This is a genomic window from Geothermobacter hydrogeniphilus (assembly GCF_002898515.1).
Lineage (GTDB): Bacteria > Desulfobacterota > Desulfuromonadia > Desulfuromonadales > Geothermobacteraceae > Geothermobacter_A.
Genome location: NZ_PPFX01000030.1, coordinates 1 through 20,380 on the forward strand (window position 1 = coordinate 1; position 20,380 = coordinate 20,380).

The following is a 20,380-nucleotide window of genomic DNA, read 5'->3' on the forward strand; positions in this document are numbered from 1 at the left end:
CCGTACGCACGGTGGTGTGGGAGGACGGCGGGGGCAACCCCGCCTCCTACCCGATAGAAGGATTTTTCACGTGGTGGAATGGTATGCAAAACGTATTGAATTTATTAGAAGATGACTTGCGGGGGGTTGAACGGCAGTTCCGCGAGGACCTGGCTTCGGATGTTCCCCTGATCAGCAAGGTCGGTGAGTATGTCCTCGCCAGCGGCGGCAAGCGGGTGCGACCGATGATGCTGCTGCTGGCCGCCCGCCTTGCCGGGTACCGGGGGCAGAGTCATATCGGTCTGGCCAGCGTCGTGGAGTTCATTCATACCGCCACCCTGCTGCACGATGATGTCGTCGACGGTGCCAGCCTGCGTCGCGGCAATGCCTCGGCCAACTCGATCTGGGGAAATGAGGCCTCGGTCCTGGTCGGTGACTTCCTGTTTGCCAAGTCTTTTTCCATCATGGTGCGGGACGGCAACCTGAAGATCCTCAAGGCCCTCTCTGACGCGACCACCATGATGGCCGAGGGTGAAGTGTTGCAGCTCGTCTCGACCTGTGATCTTGACATGGACGAAGAGCGTTACATCAAGGTTGTGCGCAGCAAGACGGCGGTCCTGATGGCGGCCGCCTGCCAGTGTGGCGGTCTGCTGGCCGAGGTTGACGAGGAGCGCGAGTTGGCTTTGCGCGAGGTCGGCATGGAACTCGGTATCGCCTTTCAGTTCATGGATGATGCCCTCGATTATATTGCTGACCAGGAAGAGTTCGGCAAGGCCCGCGGTCAGGATCTGGCCGAAGGAAAGATGACCCTGCCGTTGATCAAGACGCTGCGCAACTGCCGCTCCGAAGAGCGGGAGCGGGTCGCCGCGATCATCGAGCAGGATGAACTGGAAGAAGCTGACCTGGGATATGTCATCGACCTGATCGACCGTTACGACGGTATCACCTATACCCGCTCGCGAGCCGCCGAATTGGTCGCGTCGGCCAAAAAACGCCTGGATATTTTCCCCCCCAGCCCGGATCGCGATGCGCTCTGCAGCCTGGCCGACTACGTGGTCGGGCGCCGTATGTGAAGGTAAGGAAGTTGGCAGTTGGCAGTAAGCAGTTGGCAGCTGACAACTGACAACTTTCGGTTTTCAGCTTTCAGTTCCCGCCGGTCGGGCATTTGAGCTATAATCGCCCGCATGTTGCGTCTCAATCTTCACCGCAAAGTTCTCTATGCCTTCTGGGCGCTCTCGATCATTCCCCTGGTTCTGCTGGCAATCAATTCCAGTCAAAATCTGCGTTCGGTGGAAAAACTGCTGCTCGACAGCGCCACTCGCGCCCTTGACGAGCAGGCGTCCGAGGCCCTGGAAGTGCGGGCCGAACTGGTGGCACGGGAGGTGGGTGATTTCCTTCGCTCGGTCGAGGAGGATCTGCACGCCCTGGCCCTGCTGCCGCCCGATTCGCAGGGCTACCTGGAATTCGCCGCGACGCATCAGAAACAGATCTGGTACCGGCAGCTCGACAATGGGAAACCGCGTGAAATCCGCCGCGATATTCCCCTCTACAGCGAGCTGGCCTTCATCGCCCCGTCCGGCCGGGAGACGGTGCGTGTCGTCGACGGCAGAATTTCTCACGATTATCGCAATGTGGCCGACCCGGCGGAAACAACCTACAAGAGCGAAACCTATTTCCTTGTCGCCCGCAATCTCCCGCCAGGTGAAATCTATGTTTCCCACGTGACCGGCTGGCATGTCAGCAGGGACGAACAGCTGGCGGGGGCGTCTTCCCTGGAGGAGGCTGTCGGCGGCAGGACATATCGTGGGCTGGTACGGTTTGCGACTCCGGTCTACACCGAAGACGGGATTCTTAAGGGGGTGGTTGTTCTTTCCCTTGATCATCGACACCTGATGGAGTTCACCCAGCATATCACCCCGACCCGTGAGCGGTATGTGGTCTATCCCTCCTACAAGAGCGGCAACTACGCTTTCATGTTCGATGATGAAGGCTGGATTATCACCCACCCGAAATACTGGGATATCCGTGGACTCGATGCCGAGGGCCGGCTGGTTCCGCCCTATACCGAACAGTCTTCTCCCGAAGCGGTGCGCCGGGGGATTATCCCCTACAACCTGCTCAACGCGGCCTTTATTCACAAGAACTACCCGGTTGTGGCCCAGGATGTACTGGCTGGACGTTCGGGAGTGGTCGATGTCACCAATGTCGGCGGAGCCCGCAAGATCATGGCCTACGCGCCGATCTTTTATCGTGGCGGGGGGTATGCCGAACGGGGCATTTTCGGTGGCGTGACCATCGGCGCCGAGCTGAAGAACTTCCACCGCCCGGCATTGGAAACCGCCGCCCTGATCAAGCGTCAGTTCACCACCTTTATCACCCAGAGCTGGTTTCTCATCAGCCTGACCGGGATGCTGGTCTTTTTTGCTTCCTATCGTCTTTCGCGAGGGATTGCCGGGCCGCTGCAGGAACTTATTGTCGGTACCCGGGAAATGGCGCGCGGCAACCTGGCGACCAATGTCGATGTCTCGTCCAGTGACGAGGTCGGCCAGCTGGCCCGTTCCTTCAATACCATGGCTCACGAACTGCGCCTGCGTCGCGAACGACTGGTGCGTTCCCTGGAAGATCTGCGTCGGTCGCGAAAGGAAATCCTGCGGGAGAGAAACTTCAAGGAGACGGTTTTTGAAAATATCGAAACCGGTATCTTCACTCTCAACCCGGAAGGGCTGGTGACGTCGGTCAATGGCCCGGCGCAGCGCAGTCTGCAGCTGCCCCCCTGGCAGAAACCGGCCCCCTGGCGCAAGCTTCTGGCCGACTGGCCGGAGATGGTTGAAGCCCTTGAGGAAGGGCTGAGTGTCGGCGTTTCCGGGCGCTGGAACAAGTACCTGACGATCGAGCGGGAGGGGCGTCCGCTGACCTTTCGCCTGGCGCTGCTGCCGCTTGGCGCCCGCAATCTTTCCGGCCAGATTCTCACCATCGAGGATTTGACCGAACGGGTCCAGATGCGCCAGCGGATGGAGCGGATGGGGCGCCTGGCCTCTCTTGGACGACTTTCGGCCGGGATTGCCCATGAGGTGCGCAACCCGCTGACCGGAATCAGTCTGCTGCTTGACGAATTGCATGACCGGATGCTTGGTCAGCCGGACGATCAGCAGCTCATTCGACGGGCGCTGGAAGAAATCGAGCGACTTGAAGCTCTGGTCGGCGAATTGCTGAATTTCGCCTCGGTGCCGAAAACAGAGAAAGTTGTCGGCGATGTTGTCGATACCCTTCGAGATACCCTGTTTCTGGTCAGCAAGCCGTTGCAGCAGCAGCGGATCAGGCTTGAACAGAAATTTTCTGATGATCTGCCCCGTATCGCCTTTGACAGCAACAAGCTGAAGCAGGCTCTGCTCAATCTGCTGGCCAACGCCATGGATGCCATGCCCGAAGGGGGACGGCTGGACGTGGCCGTCGAGTCCGAGGGGGACGGGGTGGCGATCATTATTCAGGATACCGGTACCGGCATGTCGGCCGAGCAGCTGGAGCTGATCTTTGAACCCTTCTATACCAGCAAAGGGGAGGGGACCGGGCTCGGCCTGGCCATCACCCACAACATCATTTCCGAGCATGGCGGTCGGATCGATGCCGACAGTACCCCGGGAGAAGGAAGCTGTTTCCGTATATGGCTGCCGGCGGATGGCCAATAATCACCATATTTCCCGGAAGGTTTGTTCTTTTTTGGGCACGTGTGGCGAAAATCCACCTTTTGTCATTGCCTTCTTTCTCTCCGTCAATCTAAAATGAAGCCGCCGGATCTCGATCGACGATCCTGAATCAGCGTCATTTCTACCGGCACGAACCCACTGATTCAGGCTTCTTCCTAATGGTGGTTCTGATGGAAAAAATCCTGATTGTCGATGATGAAGCCTTTATTCGGGAAAACCTGGAACGAATTCTGGCTGAAGACGGATATCGTACCTTTTCCGCCGCCAATGGTGATGATGCCATCAACATGGTTTCGGCCGAAGAGGTCGACCTGGTGCTGCTCGATCTCAACCTTGGCAACCGCAGCGGGCTTGACGTGCTGCGGGAACTGCACCAGATCGATCCGCAGCTGCTGGTGATCATCATCACCGGTTACGGCACGGTTGAGAGTGCTGTCGAAGCCCTCAAACTCGGCGCCTACGACTACATCAAGAAGCCTTTCAAGGCTGACGCCATCCATCTCATCGTCCGTCTCGCCCTGGAAACCCAGAACCTGCGCCGCGAGGTTCGTCAACTGCGTCGCGGCGGCGGCAAGGATATGCTCGACAGTGCCGACATGGTCGGTTCCAGCGAACAGCTGCTGCAGGTTTACCGCCAGGTGCGGGAAGTCGCCAAGCATGAAACGGCGATGGTGCTGATCACCGGTGAGAGCGGGGTCGGCAAGGAGCTGGTGGCGCGGGCGATTCACAACCTCTCCCCGCGGCGTGATCGCCCCTTTGTGGAAATCAACTGCGGTTCGCTGCCCTTCAACCTCCTTGAAACGGAGCTTTTCGGCCACGAACGGGGCGCCTTTACCGATGCCAAGACCCGTAAACTTGGTCTCTTCGAAGAGGCCAACGGCGGCACCATCTTCCTTGATGAAATCGGCGAGATGGATATGAACCTGCAGGTCAAGCTGCTGCGGGTGCTTGAGGACCGCAAGATTCGCCGTCTTGGCGGCAACCGCAATATCGATATCGATGTGCGGGTGGTGGCGGCGACCAACCGCAACCTCAAGCAGGCGATCGACGACAAGGCCTTCCGCGAGGATCTCTATTATCGGCTCAATGTTTTTCCCATCGCCATCCCGCCGTTGCGCGAGCGTCGAGAAGATATCCCGCAGTTGCTCGACTACTTTCTCAAGCGGTTCGCCCGCGCCTTCAACAAGCGGATGCGCGAGGTTTCCCGCGAGGCTCTTGACCTGCTGATGCGTTATCATTGGCCGGGCAATGTGCGCGAGTTGAAGAACGTGGTCGAGCGGATCTGTATCATGCATAATGTCGAGGTCATCAAGCCCGATCACCTGCCGTCGGAAATCTGGGGGGACGCTCCACGTGCCGAGTCGCCGTTCTCTTTCGAAATCCCGCCGGAAGGGATCATGCTGGAAGAGATGATCTGCCAGATCGAGAAAGAGTTGATCGGCAATGCCATCGGCATCACCGGGGGCAACGTCGCCAAGACCGCGCGCCTGCTCAATGTGCCGCGCGGCACTCTGCGCTACAAACTGGAAAAATATGGTCTGACCGGGGAGGACGACTGAAGACCGGCTGTCGTCCTTGTCGCCACCTTGCCCGTCACCATGGAGCCGGCATGTCCTCTGTAGTCCGTCGCCATATCGATATCGAAGGCATTGTTCAGGGGGTCGGTTTCCGGCCCTTTGTCTACCAGTGCGCGATGCGCCATGGGATCGCCGGGTGGGTGCTGAACGACTCGCGGGGGGTGACCATCGAGGCCGAGGGGGAGCGGGAGCGGGTCGAGGCTTTCTGTGCCGAGGTGCGCGGCAACTATCCGCCGCTGGCGACCATCAGCCGGTTTGCACAGCGGGATATCGACCCCGGTGGTGAGACGGTGTTCGTTATCCGGGCGTCCGCGGACGCGGCGGAGTCCCGGGCGCAGATCTCGCCCGACACCTTCGTCTGCGCCGACTGCCTGGCGGAGATGCGTGATCCCGACGACCGGCGCTACCGCTATCCCTTCATCAACTGCACCAATTGCGGACCGCGTTATTCCATCGTCACCGGTATTCCTTACGACCGGCCGCTGACCACCATGGTCGATTTTCCCATGTGTCCGGCCTGCCGGTCCGAGTACGAGGACCCCACCTCGCGCCGCTTTCACGCCCAGCCGAACGCCTGCCCCGAGTGTGGTCCGCGTCTCAGTCTGGTCGATGCCGCGGGAGAGCCTGTTGAAGGTGAACCGCTGGCGCGGGCTATTTCCCTGCTTAGAGACGGAAAAATCGTCGCCGTCAAGGGAATCGGCGGCTGCCACCTGGCGGTTGATGCCGGCAACGGGGAGGCGGTTGCCGAACTGAGACGGCGCAAGATCCGCGATGAGAAACCCTTTGCCCTGATGTGCGCCGACCTGGACCGGGTTCGCGGTATCGCTCGTGTCGGCGAAAAAGAACGGCGCCTGCTGGAAGGCCCGGAGCGGCCGATCGTGCTGCTCGAAAAACAGGTGTCGCACGGTATTGCCGAAGAGGTCGCGCCGGGCAATCGTTATTTCGGGGTGATGCTCGCCTATACACCGCTTCATTATCTGTTGCTTGAAGCTTTCGAGGCCCTGGTGATGACCAGCGCCAATCTTTCCGATGAGCCGATCTGCTATCGCAACGAGGAGATCTGCGGACAACTGGCGGAGATCGCCGATGTTTTCCTGCTGCATGATCGGCGCATACAGAATCGCTGCGATGATTCCATCGCCCGGGTGATGGCTGATGAAGCCCTGCTGATTCGTCGGGCGCGTGGTTATGTGCCGCGTTCATTGCCGCTTGAACGCGCAATCGTGCCGATTCTGGCGGTCGGGGCGGAATTGAAAAACACCTTCTGCCTGACCCGCGCTGACCGTGCCTACCTCGGCCCGCACATCGGTGATTTAAAAAAACTTGCGGTCACCGAAGCGCTGCGGGATGGCGTGGCGCATTTCCAGCGGCTGCTGGAGGTCGAGCCCGCGGTTATCGCCCATGACCTGCATCCTGATTATGTCTCGACCCGTTTCGCCGAGAGCTTCCCGGACCTGCCACGCGTCGCAGTTCAGCACCATCATGCCCATCTGGTCAGCTGCCTGGCTGAAAATCATCTCGCCGGACCGGCCATCGGGGTGATTTTCGACGGCATCGGTCTCGGCAGCGACGGGACCGTCTGGGGGGGGGAGTTTCTGGTCGGCGACGCGAACGGCTTCGAGCGTTCAGGGCATCTGCGTACCATGCGGATGCCGGGTGGCGATGCCGCCACCCGGGAACCCTGGCGCATGGCCCTGTCCTGTCTCTGGGAAGCCGGGATCGATGTTGCCGGGATCGATTGGCTGGGGCAACTGCCCGCAGCGGATATCAAACTGCTGCGGCAGATGTGGCAACGGGGCATCAACGCGCCGGTCACCAGCAGCTGCGGCCGGCTGTTCGATGCTGTCGCCGCCCTCTGTGGGCTGCGTCTCAAAGTCAGTTATGAGGGACAGGCGGCCCTGGAACTGGAAATGGCGATCGCGCCGGGGGGCGCGGCGGAGCCTTACCCCTGCCCGGCGGTTGCCGGCGAGGAGACGCTGCTGCTCGACTGGCAGCCGATGCTGGTCGCCATCCTGGAGGATCTGACAGACCAGGTGCCGGTCGGCGTCATCAGCCGTCGCTTCCATGACGGCCTGGCCCATGGTGTCCTTGATGTCTGCCGATTGCTGCGAAGGCAGACCGGATTGGATCTCGTGGTTCTCTCCGGCGGGGTTTTTCAGAATCGCTATCTGACCGAGGCGGTCTCGAATCTGCTGGTCGCCGAGGGTTTCGACCTCCGTCGCCATTCCCTGGTTCCCCCCAATGACGGCGGTCTCGCTCTTGGCCAGGCGGTCATTGCCGCGGCCGGGCTTTGATCAATCCAGGTATTTCTGTTAAGAATTCAATATCTCTGGTCGAAGAGAAGACTGTACGTTCTCGTATGTCTTGGTGCTGAATGTTGTATTTATGCCGAGGACTATCATGACCAACGTCTATATCGCCCGTCAGCCGATTTACAACCGTCGTCTTCAGGTTGAAGGTTACGAGCTGCTGTTTCGTTCCGGTGAAGAAAACCGCGCCGATGTTCATGACCGGGACCGGGCGACATCGACGGTGCTGCGCAACGCCTTCATGGAAATCGGTCTCGGCCATCTGGTCGGGGAAAAACCGGCTTTTATCAATTTTACCCGCAACCTGCTGCTCGATCAGGAATCCTTTCCCTGTCCTTACGAGAAGGTTGTTCTTGAGCTTCCCGCCTATCTCGAACCGGATGAAGAGATTGTCACCGTTGTCGCAGATCTGCGTAAACGTGGCTGCCGCTTCGCTCTCGACAACTTCGGTTTCTCTGATCCGCGCGTACCGCTTGTTGACCTGGTCGATTACATCAAGCTGAACCTGCGGGAGTTGGGGCTTGAGAAGATTCCTGAATTGATCGGGCACCTCGCCGGGTGTGAGGCGAAACTTCTGGCCCACTGTGTCGAATCACAGCAGGAGTATGTCGCCTGCCGGGAGCTCGGCATCGATCATTTTCAGGGATTCTTCTTCTGTCGTCCGGAAATCGTCAAGGGGCGCAGGCTGCCGGCCAGCAGGCTCTCGACCATCCGTCTGTTGTCGCAACTGCAGTCTCCGGAGGTCACCCTCGAAGAGCTGGAAAAAATCATTGCCCAGGATGTATCTCTGAGCTATCGGCTGTTGCGTTATCTCAATTCGGTTCAGTTCGGACTGGTCAGTAAAATTGATTCGATCCGTCATGCCGTCAGTTATCTCGGCCTGGACAACCTGCGGGTCTGGGCGAGCGTGATCCTGCTGGCGCGCATCGATGAAAAACCGGTCGAACTGCTGAAAACGTCGCTGGTGCGCGGCAAGATGTGTGAGCTGCTCGGGCGGGAGAGTGGAGAGTCGGATCACGGCACGTTTTTCATGGTCGGACTGTTCTCAACCCTGGAGGCGCTGCTCGATCTGCCGATCGGTGACATTCTGCAGGACCTGCCGCTGGCCGAGGGGATCAAGCTGGCGCTGCTCGGTTATGCCGGCAACCCGGGCGAGGCACTGGCCTGCGTGCTGGCCTATGAACGGGGTGAGTGGGACGCGGTCGATGATGCCCCTTATCCGGGTGACACGGTGTCCCAGGCCTACCTGAAGGCGATTGCCTGGGCCGAGGAAACCATCGGCAAAGTGGCCGGGTAATTTTCTAGTCCTCCGGAATCATCCGTACCGGCAGCCCGAGATTTTCCGGTTTACCGTCGAAGTCTTTCACATGGCCCACCAACACCAGTTGCTGTTTATCGGGGTGCAGGTAACGGCGGGCTACGCGTTTGACATCCTTGACAGTGACGGCGGCGATTCGATCCCGGTAGCTGGCCAGGTAGTCGGACGGGTAACCGTAGAAGTCAAGCCGCATCTGTTGTGCCACCACGTCATGGATGTCTTCAAAGGCGAAGACGAAGGAATTGATCAGGCTCTCCTTGGCCAGTCGCAATTCCTCGGCACTGACCTCTTGTTCCCGCATCAGCCGCATCTGTTCCCGCATCAGTCTGATCACCTGCATGGTGGTTCCGCTCTTGGTTTCACAGCCGGCAACGAAGCGGCCGGGTAGCAGCCTGCCGATCTGGAAATAGGAATAGACCGAGTAGGCCAGTCCACGGTTGGAGCGTACCTCGCGCATCAGCCGGCTGTTGAAGCCGCCGCCGCCGAGAATATAGTTCATGACCCGTACCGCATAGAGGTCCGGGTTGTCCTTGTCGATGCCGAGTTCACCGAACAGGATGGTGGTCTGTGGAATCGGTTTGTCCGCCAGCCAGAGTGCCGCTTCCGGTTTTTCAGTGACCGGGGGAACGGGACGCCGGGCGGCGTCACCGTTCCAGCCGCCGAACAGCTGTCGCAGATCCGCCAGAAGTTGCTCGCGATCGAAATCCCCGGTGATCCCCAGCCAGAGACCCTGCGGATGGGCGAAACGGCGATGGAAGGCGAGCAGGTCCTCTCGGCTGATGGCTGACAGGCTGCCCCTGGTTTCAACCCGGCCGAGGGGATGTCCGGGATAGAGCGCCTGCCTCAGAGTCCGATGGGCGATCGAGCCGGGGTTGTCATTGCGCCGACGGATGGCTTCCAGGGCCTGGCGGCGGGCCAGTTCGAGCCGTTGCGGATCGAATCGGGGATGGCGCAGCATGTCGCTCATCGCCTGCAATCCGATCATCAGATCTTTGCTCTGCAGCGACAGGCCGAGGTTGAGCGTGTAGCTTCCCGAGGAGGCGGAGAGGTCGATGGCCCGCTCGGCCAGCAGTTCATCAAACGCATCGGGGGGATAATCGCCGGCGCCACCGCTGCGCAGCACGGTGGCATAGAGGTCCGCCAGACCGGTTTTGCCTTCCGGGTCGGCAACCGATCCGGCCGGTAGCATGGCGCTTACTTCGACCAGTGGCAGTTCATGATCTTCCTGCAGATAGAGGCGTATGCCGTTGGGCAGATCGAGTCGTTCGACCGCGGGCACCCGGAAAGTGAGCGGTGGGTAATGGAGCTGTTCGGGACGCGGGTTGCGAGGGGCCGGGGGTTGGCAGGCAACCAGCAACAGGCAGGCGATGGGAAGCAGATGACGAAGCCGGCTCATGGTTGCGTTTCCTCCTTGCTGAGGGTGACGACAGTGCGATTATCCGCCGTCAGATAAGTTTTTGCGACCTGCATGATTTCACTGGCGGTGATGCTGGAAATAACCTGCTGATAACGGGCCAGGTAGCGCCAGTCGTGCGCGACGGTCTGGAAATAGGTTAGTGACCGGGCCAGGCCGTTGTTGGACTGCATGCCCTGCAGGTGGTCCACTTTCAGTCGATTGCGTGCCTTGTCCAGTTCAGTTTCACTGACCGGTTCCCGGGTGAGACGTTCCAGTTCGGCATAGATCGCCTGTTCAACCTCCGCCAGGGTGTGGGGATAGCGCGGTGCGGCGCTGATGACGAACAGGTTGTCATAGCGCGCCCCGGGGGCGCCGTAGGTCGAAACACGGGTTGCCAGCTGCTGCTTCTGGACCAGCGACTTGTAGAGGCGCGAGGTGGGACCGCCACTGAGGATCAGGTCGATAAGGTCGAAGACGTAGTCTTCGCGCGCCGGCAGGGTCGGTTTATGGTAGGCGATGGCCATCTGCGGTTGGGCGTCAAAGTCGATATGGATCCGTTTCTCCCCCTTCTGCGGTGGTTCCACCACTGCCAGGGGGGGAACTCGTGTTCCCGGCGGGATGTCGCCGAAATAACGCTCAACCATGGCGACGGCCCGGTCAAAGTCAATATCTCCGACCAGGGCGATGACGGTATTGATCGGCGCGTAGTAGCGGCGATGAAACTCCCTGGTTTCGGCCAGTGTCAGGTTGGCGATATCCGTGTGCCAACCGATGATCGGGTTGCGGTAGGGGTGTACGGTGTAGGCGTTGGCGATCAGGGTTTCGTAAAGCATGCCGCCGGGATTACTTTCATAGGAACGCCGCCGTTCTTCCTGGATGACATCCCGTTCGGTGTAGAATTCCCGCAGTACGGCGTTTTTCATCCGGTCTGATTCGATCAACGCCCAGAGTTCGAGCTTGTTGCTCGGCAGGGAGATGAGGTAGGTGGTGGAATCCTTGGTGGTGAAGGCGTTGTAGCCGGTGCCGCCATTTTCAGCGTAGATGCGTGAGAACTCGTCCTTGACCACGAACCGGCGGTGCTGCTTCTGCAACTCGGTGAGTTGTTGGCGCAGGGTTTTCAACCGCTTCCGGTCGGCGGCGGGATCATTTTTCAGCCGGTCAATTTCCCCTCCCACAGCGGCGATCTTATCCAGCAACGGCTTCTCGGCGGCATAGTCTGTGGTGCCCAGGGTCTTGGTCCCTTTGAAGAGCATGTGTTCAAGCAGGTGAGCCACCCCGCGCGTTTCGCTGTTTTCATCCACCGCCCCGACACCGATGGTCAGGTAGGCGGCAAAGGTTGGTGATGCGTGACGTTCGACAACCAGCAGTCGCAGACCGTTGGCAAATTGATGCTCACGAACCTTGTCTTCAAGGGTGGCGGCCCGGCTCGGGCTGCAGAGAAACAGGATGAAAAAAGCGGTGGAGAGCCGCAACAGGGTTGAACGCAGCATGGGTCTGTTCTCCAGTATGTTGGGTGTGGGTGGGATTTCGGGCCAGTATATAGGATTGCCGACTTGTCGTCGACTATCCCGGCGGTGGTGTCGCGGTGGGAGGCTGGTCGCTGGAGCAGGGTCGGTCAGGTGCGCAGAGGGCTTCGCGGGTGACGTCGAACATCGATTCGATCAGGGAAACACGGACGCCTTCGGTATCGGCCGGTTCGAGTTCGGCCAGTTGTTCGGCATTGCGGGCGGGAAACAGCACTGTTCGAACCCCGGCCCGACGCGCGGCCAGCAGTTTTTCCTTGACCCCGCCGACCGGCAGGATGCGGCCGGAGAGGGTCAGTTCACCGGTCATGGCGACGTCGCGGCGGGCCGCCCGGCCGGTGAGCAGTGAGATCAGTGCCGCGGCCATGGTTACCCCGGCGGAGGGACCGTCCTTGGGGATGGCGCCGGCCGGAACATGGATATGCAGATCATGACAGCTGAAAAAATCCTCTTCGATGCTGAAACGGGCGGCATGTTCGCGCACAAAGGAGAGGGCGGTCTGCGCCGATTCCTGCATCACTTCACCGAGATTTCCGGTCAGGGTAAAACCCTTTTCACCTTTCATGATCGCCGCTTCGACGAAGATGATGTCGCCGCCATGTTCTGTCCAGGCAAGGCCGGTGACCACGCCGACCCGGTCCTCTTCGCCGGCGACGTCGGTAAAATAGCTGCGGGCCCCCAGCAGTCGGCGGACCTGTTCGGAATCGATCCGGTCCATGGTTTTTTTCTTCCGGGCCAGATCGTGCGCCAGCTTGCGGCAGATCGCGGCAATCTTTCGTTCCAGTCCGCGCACTCCGGCTTCGCGGGTGTAATCCTTGATGATCTGCAGCAGCGCCTGGCGGGTGAAGGTCAGCGGTTGTTCGGCCAGGCCATTCTCCTCTTTCTGTTTAGGTACCAGGTAGTCAACGGCAATCTGCAGTTTTTCCTCGTAACTGTAGCCGGCCAGGTTGATGACTTCCATCCGGTCCCTCAGGGGGCTCGGCACCGGATCCATGATATTGGCGGTGGTGATGAACATCACCCGCGACAGGTCGAAGGGGACATCGAGATAATGGTCGTTGAAGCTGTTGTTCTGCTCCGGGTCGAGCACTTCGAGCAGGGCCGAGGCCGGATCACCGCGGAAATCCTGGCCGATCTTGTCGATTTCGTCGAGCATGAAGACCGGGTTGTTGACCCCGGCGCGGCGGATCTCCTGGATGATCCGGCCGGGAAGGGCGCCGATATAGGTACGGCGATGGCCGCGGATTTCCGCTTCATCCTTCAGTCCGCCGAGGGACAGGCGGATGAATTTGCGTTCCATCGCCCGGGCGATGGAACGTCCGAGGGAGGTTTTGCCGACGCCGGGTGGTCCGACGAAACAGAGAATCGCCCCGCGACTGTCGCTCTTCAGCGAACGCACGGCGAGATATTCAAGAATCCTCTCCTTGACGTCCTTCAGGTCGTGATGGTCCCGGTTGAGAATCCTCTCGGCGTGGTCGAGGTCGAGGTTGTCGCGTGACGCGTGTTTCCAGGGCATGTCGCAGAGGAATTCGAGGTAGGTGCGGGCGACGGTATATTCCGGTGACGAGGGGTTGATGTTTTCAAGGCGCTTGAATTCTCTCCGGGCTGTGGTGTGGACCTCGGGCGGCATCTTCCGCGGATCAATTTTTTGCCGCAGGTTGTCGAGGTCGTCCTGCCTCGGGTCCTGGTCGCCGAGTTCCTTCCGGATCTGCTTCATCTGTTCACGCAGAAAATATTCCTTCTGGGTTTTGCTCAGGTTGCGGGTCACCTCGGTCTGGATATCGCCCCTGACCTGGAGACGTTGGACTTCGGTGGTCAGCCGCAGGTAGACTTCCTTGAGACGGTCGAGGGGATCGAGAATCTCCAGCAGTCGCTGTTGGGAAGCGATGTCGAGGTTGAGATAGACCGTCACCAGGTCGGCCAGACGCCCGGCGTCACCGATCTGGTCGATCATTTTCATGACATCGCCCGGCAGTGGACGTCCGGCGGCAAGGGCGATTTTCAGCAATGTATTGACACTCTGCACCAGTGTCTCGGTCACCAGGCCGCCGGTTTCCTCCTCTTCGACCAGGCGGATGCGGGCCAGCATCTGCGGTTGCTGGGCAACACAGGAGGAAAGATAGACACGCCGCAGGCCTTCGGCTGTCACCTTGCATCCGCCTTCGGGACTGCGAATCACCTGGCTGATGCGGCAGATGGTGGCAATTTTGGCCAGATCATCAAACGCAGGCGGATCGGTTTTGCTGAAACAGGTGGTCAGTACCAGCAGGTTGTCATTCCGCAAGGCGGTTTCGATCACACCGATCCGGGCGGCATCGATGTACAGGGGCATGACCATGTGCGGGAACATGACCTGGTCGCGCAGCGGGAAAACCGCCAGCACTGTCGGCAGAGGTTGCAGGTCGGTCATGGGTTGTCCCTTCGGTTAACCGCCCCGGTGGGCAGTTCCCGGTTAAAGGAGTTGTTCCATCAGGAAAAGGATAACAGTGACCGGAATGCGGTCAAGGCGTTCTTTCCCTGAATCAGTGGGTTCATGACCGGCGGATAACACAAAGTCATTGCTCTGCCTACGATTCCCAAAAATCACCGGAGAACCTATGGGTGCACCTCAGATTTTTGGAAACCCTTTTCAGGGCAAGTACTTGCCCTCTCCATCCGGCATAAACTCACTGATTCAGGATTTTGACAATTGCCTGGAGTGTGGTTAACTCAATTTGTTCAAGCGGTTAGCCTGATATAAATGACATTTTCAATGGGAAGAGATTTGTCCATGAAACGAATTGCGGTATTGACCAGCGGCGGAGATTGCTCCGGAATGAACGCGGCTCTGCGGGCTGTGGTACGCACCGCCATGAACGAGGGGATCGAGGTGGTCGGTATTCATCGCGGGTTCAAGGGACTGATCGATCGTCAGTACGAGATCATGCAGAATCGTTCGGTCAGCAACATCCTGCAGCGGGGGGGAACCATCCTGCAGAGTGCCCGTTGCAAGGAGATGCTGACCACGGCCGGACAGACTCTGGCGGCCGACACCCTGACCGGGCTTGGAGTTGAGGGCCTGGTAGTGATCGGTGGTGGCGGCTCGTTGCGCGGGGCGCAGGCCCTGGCGGAGCGGGGAACGCAGGTGATCGGCATTCCCGCCTCCATCGACAACGACCTGCCGTTCACCGATATGTCCCTCGGCGTCGATACCGCGCTGAACAATATCCTCTATGCCGTTGACTGTCTCAAGGATACCGCCTCAAGCCATGATCGGACTTTTGTGGTCGAGTGCATGGGGCGTGACAGTGGCTACCTGGCCCTGGTTTCGGCGGTGGCGGTCGGTGCCGAATTCGCCATCATTCCGGAGCGGCCCTATGACCTTGAAGCTATCTGCGTCAATCTGCGGCAGCGCTATCAGGAGGGACGCATCAATGCCATCATCATGGTCGCCGAAGGGGCCGGCACCGCCCACGATATTGCCGCGCAGATCAGGGGACGCATAGGTTTTGAAACCCGGGTCATGGTGCTCGGACATTACCAGCGCGGTGGATCGCCGTCGGCCTTTGACCGCCTGCTGGCGGCCCGTTTCGGACTTTCCGCGGTGGAATCGCTGTTGGCCGGTGAATCCGGGAAAATGGTCGGTCTGAGTTGCTCGGATATTGCCCTGACCGACTTCGAACAGGTCCTGCAGGCCGGGATTCGGCCGATTGACCAGCTGATGGTCGCGTTGTCGCATAAACTCAGTTGAAACTGGTTCAGGTGTATTGCTGAACCGGGACCTTTTCAGCTTAAGAATTCAGCACTTTGAACCGATAAATGTAACAAGGGGATGAATGTTTTTCACCCGTGACACCCGGGTTCGTCAGATTGTTGAAAGGAGGGGTTCATGTCCACCGGTCTCGATGCCTTGTTTTCAGTTCTGCTGTTTGTTCTGCTGATGGTCTTTATGCGCCCGGTCCTCCGATTTCTTGAAAAAGCCCACCCTGAGGAGGCTCCTGCCGATGGCGAGTTGCCGAGCCCGGTCGCGGAACAATCCGGCAACCTTCAGGAAAATCTCCCGGAGGGATGATGCCCTCACCCGCGGACCGCATCTCTGATCTCTTCTACTATCTCGCCGAAGACGACATGGCGCAGCTGATGAGTTATTTCCGGTTTCGGCATCTGCCCAAAGGAGAGGTCTTGTGGCGGGAAGGAGAGCCGAGTGAGTTTATTGCTTTTGTCGTTTCCGGAAAACTTGAAGCACGCAAGGAAACCGAGTTCAAGGGCAAACAGGTCATCATCGGCGTGATCAGTGATGGTTCCATCGTCGGTGACGCCGCCATCATGGATCGTCGCCCGGTTGGAGCCACTGTCTTGGCGATGCAGGATTCGGCACTGCTCTGCATCGCGGCCGATGATTTCGACCGCCTGCTTGAAGAACAACCGATCCTCGGTATGAAACTGCTCAAGAGCATGATGCTCATCATGTCAACCCGGATGCGGCATATGGCCGGCCGCCTGGCCGCCATCTTCTAGGGGCACGGCCGAGCCAAAACGCCCATCTGCGTTGTTGTCCTTCCCCCCGCGTCAACGACGTACCTTCCGGTACGCCTTATGCCGCGCGGGTGCGGACGCCTAGCATCTGGACATTTTTGCTCAGCCTCGGAACGTGACGTTTTCCAACCATTGCCGGGACCCGGCCGAGCCAAAACGCCCATCTGCGTCGTTGTCCTTCCCCCCGCGTCAACGACGTACCTTTCACCGCGTGGGTGCGGACGCCTGGCATCTGGACATTTTCGGCTTCGGCTTTAAATCCTCTGTCCTAACCCCCCGACCTTACATTGCATTTTTCGTTGGATATGTTCTAATGATGCAGAGGCTATCGTTGCTGACAGGGGAGGGTTCTTTTCTTGATCGAAACCATCCGGGATTTTTTCAAAACCGGGATCTGGCGGATCAAGCCTGACGAGTTGAGTTTCGGGCAACGGTTTCTGCTTCGTCTCGGTCAGGTCGCGGCGCGGGTCGGCCATGATTTCATCGCCGACCGCTGCCTGTTGCGTGCCTCGGCGCTGACCTATACCAGCCTGCTTTCTTTCATCCCCATGCTGGCGCTGATGTTTGCCGTTCTCAAGGGGCTGGGGGTGCAGAATCGGCTGGAGCCGGTTCTGCTTGAACATATTGCGGTTGGTTCAGAACAGGCTCTTTCCAAGATCATCGAGTACATCAACAATACCAATGTCGGTCGACTCGGCACCTTCGGCCTGGTTTTCCTGGTGCTGACCGTGCTGACCCTGCTGTCGAATATCGAGGACAGTTTCAACTCGATCTGGTACGTGCGCGAGACCCGTTCGCTGATGCGCCGTTTTTCCGACTATTTCTCGGTTGTCATTCTCGGCCCGATCTTCCTGGTGCTGGCCATCACCATGACCGCCACCCTCGAAGCCCAGGGGTTTGTTCTGCAGCTCAAGCAGATGGCCTATGTCGGCACCCTGGTGATCTTTCTCTTCAAGGTGCTTCCCTACTTCGCCATGTGGGCCGCCTTCGCCTTCCTCTACATTTTCATGCCGAATATCAAGGTTTCGCTGCGGGCGGCCATGGTCGGCGGACTGGTCGGCGGTACCCTGTGGCAACTGACCCAGTGGGGGTATGTCAATTTCCAGGTTGGTGTGGCGCGCTACAACGCCATCTACGGTACCATGGCGGCCCTGCCGATCTTCATGGTCTGGCTCTATATTTCATGGCTGATCGTGTTGCTTGGACTTGAGGTCAGCTATGCCTGGCAGAACCTGCGTCATCTGCGTCAGGAGCAGGTCGGTGGAGAGGAGAGTTTCGCCAACCGCGAGTTGCTTGCCCTGCGGATCATGCTGATTGTCGGTGACCGTTTCCAGAAGGGTGAAGCGCCCCCGGACCTGGGTGAGATAGCGGGACAACTGTTGCTGGCGCCGCGTCTGACCCGCAGCATCGTCAATGATCTGGTCCGTCTGCGATTGCTCTCTGAGGTGAGTATCGGCGAGGATGTGAGCGGGTATCAGCCGGCCCGCGCGCTCAGCGCGCTGCCGGTTTTCGAGTTGCTTAAAACCATCGAAGGAAATGGCGCACCGGTCAAGCAGGCGCGTGAGAGTCATGACGAACGGATCGTCGGCGAGATCGCCGACCGCCTCTACCGGGTCGGCAGCGAGGCGCTGGACGGTCTGACCCTGGCCGATCTGGTTGGACGTTATCAGCAGGAAATGGTGTCTGAATCAACCTGATGAAGGTTTAAGGAGCCGTTTTCCCAGACGGCGTAGGAGTTCTGGCTGATCCAGTCGCCGAGGGCGACCAGCGTCCCTTGTTCAAGCTCTTTCTGGAACGGGACATGAAAATGGCCGGTGACAACATAGCGGGTCGGTCCGGTCAGCTGCTTTTCGGCATAGGTCGTGAGCAGCGCGGTCGGATCAAAGGCGCGTTTGCGGTCGTGGCTCTTTTCACTCTGGCGTCCCAGGGCGCGGCCGATGGCCCAGGTCAGATCCGGCGGTATCACCCTGATCAGGAACTGCACCAGCCCGCTGCGGAAGAAGGCCCGCAACCGGCGATAGCCTTTATCCTCCGGGTTGATCAGGTCCCCGTGGGCGAGGTGGAAGCGCACACCGTCCAGTTCGATGTCCCCTCCATCGGGGAGAATTCGGCAACCGAGGGTGTCGCGGAAAAAGGCACCGAGATGGAAGTCGTGGTTTCCCTCGACAAAGATAATGTCGGTACCGGACTGGCGAAAGCGGTGCAGCAGCTCCAGCAGCGGCAGGTAACGGGAAAAGACCACGTGTCGGTAGCCGACCCAGAATTCGAAGATATCGCCGAGCAGGACAAGGGTCCGCACCTGTCCCAGCTGCGTCTGGAGAAAACTCAGCAACCGCTGGTAGTTGGCATCGCTCGGTTCGAGCAGGTGGGCATCGGCGAGAAACAGGTCTTTCATGCCGGGGACTATAGAAACTGGACTCAATTAAGTCAAGTAAACACCCAAAATAAAAAGGAAAGAACCATAGCTGCTGATGTTTGAATTTATTGCCGGATTTCATCCCGTCACCCAGGCCTTTCTGGCCACCCTGTTTACCTGGGCGATGACGGCCCTCGGCGCCGGGGTGGTCTATGTTCATCGGGCGCCAACGCGCAAAATGCTTGACAGTATGCTCGGTTTTGCCGCCGGGGTGATGATCGCCGCCAGCTACTGGTCGCTGCTGGCGCCGGCCATCGAGATGTCCGAGCAACAGGGGTGGCTTCCCTGGTTGCCGCCGGCGGTCGGGTTTCTGGCCGGAGGCGGTTTCCTGCGCCTGGTTGATCGTTTCATGCCGCACCTGCACATAAACTTTCCGCTCAGCCGGGCCGAGGGGGTTCCCACCCGGCTGCACCGGGTGACTCTGCTGGTCTTGGCCATCACCCTGCATAATATTCCCGAAGGACTGGCGGTCGGGGTGGCCTTCGGCGCCGTCGGAGCCGGGTTCGATTCGGCCAGCCTGCCTTCGGCGATCGCCCTGGCACTGGGAATCGGCATCCAGAATTTTCCTGAAGGGCTGGCGGTTGCCGTCCCCCTGCGCCGGGAGGGGATCTCGGTTCACCGCAGTTTCATGGCCGGCCAGCTTTCCGGCATGGTTGAAATCGTTGCCGGTGTTCTCGGGGCGGCGACGGTTGTTTATGTCGAACCGCTGTTGCCGTTTGCCCTGGCTTTCGCGGCCGGAGCGATGATTTTTGTTGTCGTCGAGGAGGTCATCCCCGAATCGCAGCAGGGGGACAATACCGATATCGCCACGCTGGGGGCGATGTTGGGGTTTACGGTGATGATGGTCCTCGACGTCGCTTTGGGGTAGGGGAGCGGTTCTTTTCCGCCAGCTCGGCGTTGGAGGATCAATTCCCTTGTGCGGCGTAGCTGCCGCTACGCCTCCGCGGGAATTGGCCCTCCGCCTTGATCTGACGAAAAACTCCTCGCTCTCGGAACAGGGGAATCGAACATATAGAGACTTCCTTCGGTGAAGTCTTTTTCATGGTAAGATTTGTCCAGATCACAAACGACCACGGATGATGAAAGGAAAACCTGGAATGAGTGACAAGAATCAGCAGCATGATGAGCAGGATGTTGGATTGTACGAGAAGCTGGCAGCCCGCACCGCCGAGCTGCTGGAAGAGGGCAGGAAAAGTCTCGATGAGGCGTTGAAGAAGGCCAAGGACGAGTTGAACAAGGCCGGAGAATTTTCCGCCGACAAGCTGGAAAAGATGGCCGAGTTCGTGCGTCGCGACATCAATGACAATGCCGCCAAAGCGACCGAAGCGGTCAAAAAAGCGGTTGATCCCCAGCGGGTCACGGTAGGGGTGCAGAGTATTTTCGCCCGGATTCTGACCAGTGCCGCCGACGCTCTTTCTGATCTGGCGGAAAAGGCCGAGAAGAATCTTGAGTTCAAGACCGGCGAAGTGACTAGTGCCGGTAAGCTGGTCTGCAAGGATTGCGGTGCCGAGATGAATCTCAAGGCTACGGGACGGATTCCGCCCTGTCCCAAGTGCCACAAGACGGTGTTTCGCAAGTCTTTCTGATCCGCCGTCGCCCCGCGGCCGGCTCTGACAGAGGGACAGGCTGACCCAAAATGTCCA

15 protein-coding genes are annotated in these 20,380 nt (G+C 59.2%); 11 read left to right on the plus strand and 4 right to left on the minus strand.

The genetic code is table 11. The annotated features are described in order from the left end of the window. Positions 1–83: 83 nt before the first annotated feature. The 5 genes from C2E25_RS12295 to C2E25_RS12315 all read left to right on the plus strand — a co-directional run bounded on the left by C2E25_RS12295 (position 84) and on the right by C2E25_RS12315 (position 8,866). The gene (locus C2E25_RS12295; RefSeq protein ID WP_103116031.1) at positions 84–1,052 is read left to right on the plus strand and encodes a polyprenyl synthetase family protein; all 969 of its coding nucleotides are present in this window, start codon (positions 84–86) and stop codon (positions 1,050–1,052) included. Between the two features lie 111 nt (positions 1,053–1,163). Next, entirely contained in the window at positions 1,164–3,665 is a 2,502-nt protein-coding gene (locus C2E25_RS12300) for an ATP-binding protein (RefSeq protein ID WP_103116032.1), read from the plus strand. Between the two features lie 188 nt (positions 3,666–3,853). Beyond that, positions 3,854–5,242: a sigma-54-dependent transcriptional regulator gene (locus tag C2E25_RS12305; RefSeq protein WP_103116062.1), complete on the plus strand. Its 1,389-nt coding sequence runs from the start codon at positions 3,854–3,856 to the stop codon at positions 5,240–5,242. Positions 5,243–5,292: 50 nt separating this feature from the next. After that, complete coding sequence (gene hypF, locus C2E25_RS12310; protein WP_103116033.1) at positions 5,293–7,554, plus strand: carbamoyltransferase HypF; 2,262 nt, start codon at positions 5,293–5,295, stop codon at positions 7,552–7,554. A 106-nt stretch (positions 7,555–7,660) separates the two neighbouring features. Then, positions 7,661–8,866 (plus strand): EAL and HDOD domain-containing protein, encoded by a 1,206-nt coding sequence (locus C2E25_RS12315; protein WP_158247248.1) that lies wholly within the window; start codon positions 7,661–7,663, stop codon positions 8,864–8,866. A 4-nt stretch (positions 8,867–8,870) separates the two neighbouring features. Here C2E25_RS12315 and C2E25_RS12320 read toward each other — a convergent pair whose 3' ends face one another. From C2E25_RS12320 to lon, 3 genes are all read right to left on the minus strand, one after another. Further along, entirely contained in the window at positions 8,871–10,283 is a 1,413-nt protein-coding gene (locus C2E25_RS12320; protein ID WP_103116035.1) for a M16 family metallopeptidase, read from the minus strand. After that, positions 10,280–11,773 carry a M16 family metallopeptidase gene (locus tag C2E25_RS12325; protein ID WP_103116036.1) on the minus strand — a complete coding sequence of 498 codons (1,494 nt, stop codon included), beginning with the start codon at positions 11,771–11,773 and terminating at the stop codon, positions 10,280–10,282. Before C2E25_RS12325 ends, C2E25_RS12320 begins: the two co-directional genes overlap by 4 nt. A gap of 73 nt (positions 11,774–11,846) precedes the next feature. Next, positions 11,847–14,216: an endopeptidase La gene (gene lon, locus C2E25_RS12330; protein WP_103116037.1), complete on the minus strand. Its 2,370-nt coding sequence runs from the start codon at positions 14,214–14,216 to the stop codon at positions 11,847–11,849. Positions 14,217–14,576: 360 nt separating this feature from the next. On the opposite strand from lon, the gene pfkA reads away from it, so the two are divergent. The 4 genes from pfkA to C2E25_RS12350 all read left to right on the plus strand — a co-directional run bounded on the left by pfkA (position 14,577) and on the right by C2E25_RS12350 (position 18,018). After that, positions 14,577–15,536 (plus strand): 6-phosphofructokinase, encoded by a 960-nt coding sequence (gene pfkA / locus C2E25_RS12335; protein ID WP_103116038.1) that lies wholly within the window; start codon positions 14,577–14,579, stop codon positions 15,534–15,536. 138 nt (positions 15,537–15,674) lie between these two features. Continuing rightward, entirely contained in the window at positions 15,675–15,857 is a 183-nt protein-coding gene (locus C2E25_RS12340; protein ID WP_103116039.1) for a hypothetical protein, read from the plus strand. After that, complete coding sequence (locus C2E25_RS12345) at positions 15,857–16,303, plus strand: Crp/Fnr family transcriptional regulator (RefSeq protein ID WP_158247249.1); 447 nt, start codon at positions 15,857–15,859, stop codon at positions 16,301–16,303. Before C2E25_RS12340 ends, C2E25_RS12345 begins: the two co-directional genes overlap by 1 nt. Before the next feature lie 374 nt (positions 16,304–16,677). After that, a complete protein-coding gene (locus C2E25_RS12350; RefSeq protein ID WP_103116041.1) occupies positions 16,678–18,018 on the plus strand; it encodes a YhjD/YihY/BrkB family envelope integrity protein in 1,341 nt (446 codons plus the stop codon). On the opposite strand, the gene C2E25_RS12355 is transcribed toward C2E25_RS12350, so the two are convergent. Then, positions 17,988–18,716, minus strand: coding sequence for a UDP-2,3-diacylglucosamine diphosphatase (locus C2E25_RS12355; protein WP_103116042.1), 729 nt, complete (start codon positions 18,714–18,716; stop codon positions 17,988–17,990). The two genes, C2E25_RS12350 and C2E25_RS12355, sit on opposite strands and share 31 nt — an antisense overlap. A 76-nt stretch (positions 18,717–18,792) precedes the next feature. Between C2E25_RS12355 and C2E25_RS12360 the strand changes: the two genes are divergently transcribed. Both C2E25_RS12360 and C2E25_RS12365 read left to right on the plus strand, forming a co-directional pair. Further along, positions 18,793–19,605 (plus strand): ZIP family metal transporter, encoded by an 813-nt coding sequence (locus C2E25_RS12360; protein WP_103116043.1) that lies wholly within the window; start codon positions 18,793–18,795, stop codon positions 19,603–19,605. Between the two features lie 229 nt (positions 19,606–19,834). Further along, the gene (locus tag C2E25_RS12365; RefSeq protein WP_158247250.1) at positions 19,835–20,323 is read left to right on the plus strand and encodes a zinc ribbon-containing protein; all 489 of its coding nucleotides are present in this window, start codon (positions 19,835–19,837) and stop codon (positions 20,321–20,323) included. The last annotated feature ends 57 nt before the right edge of the window (positions 20,324–20,380 follow it).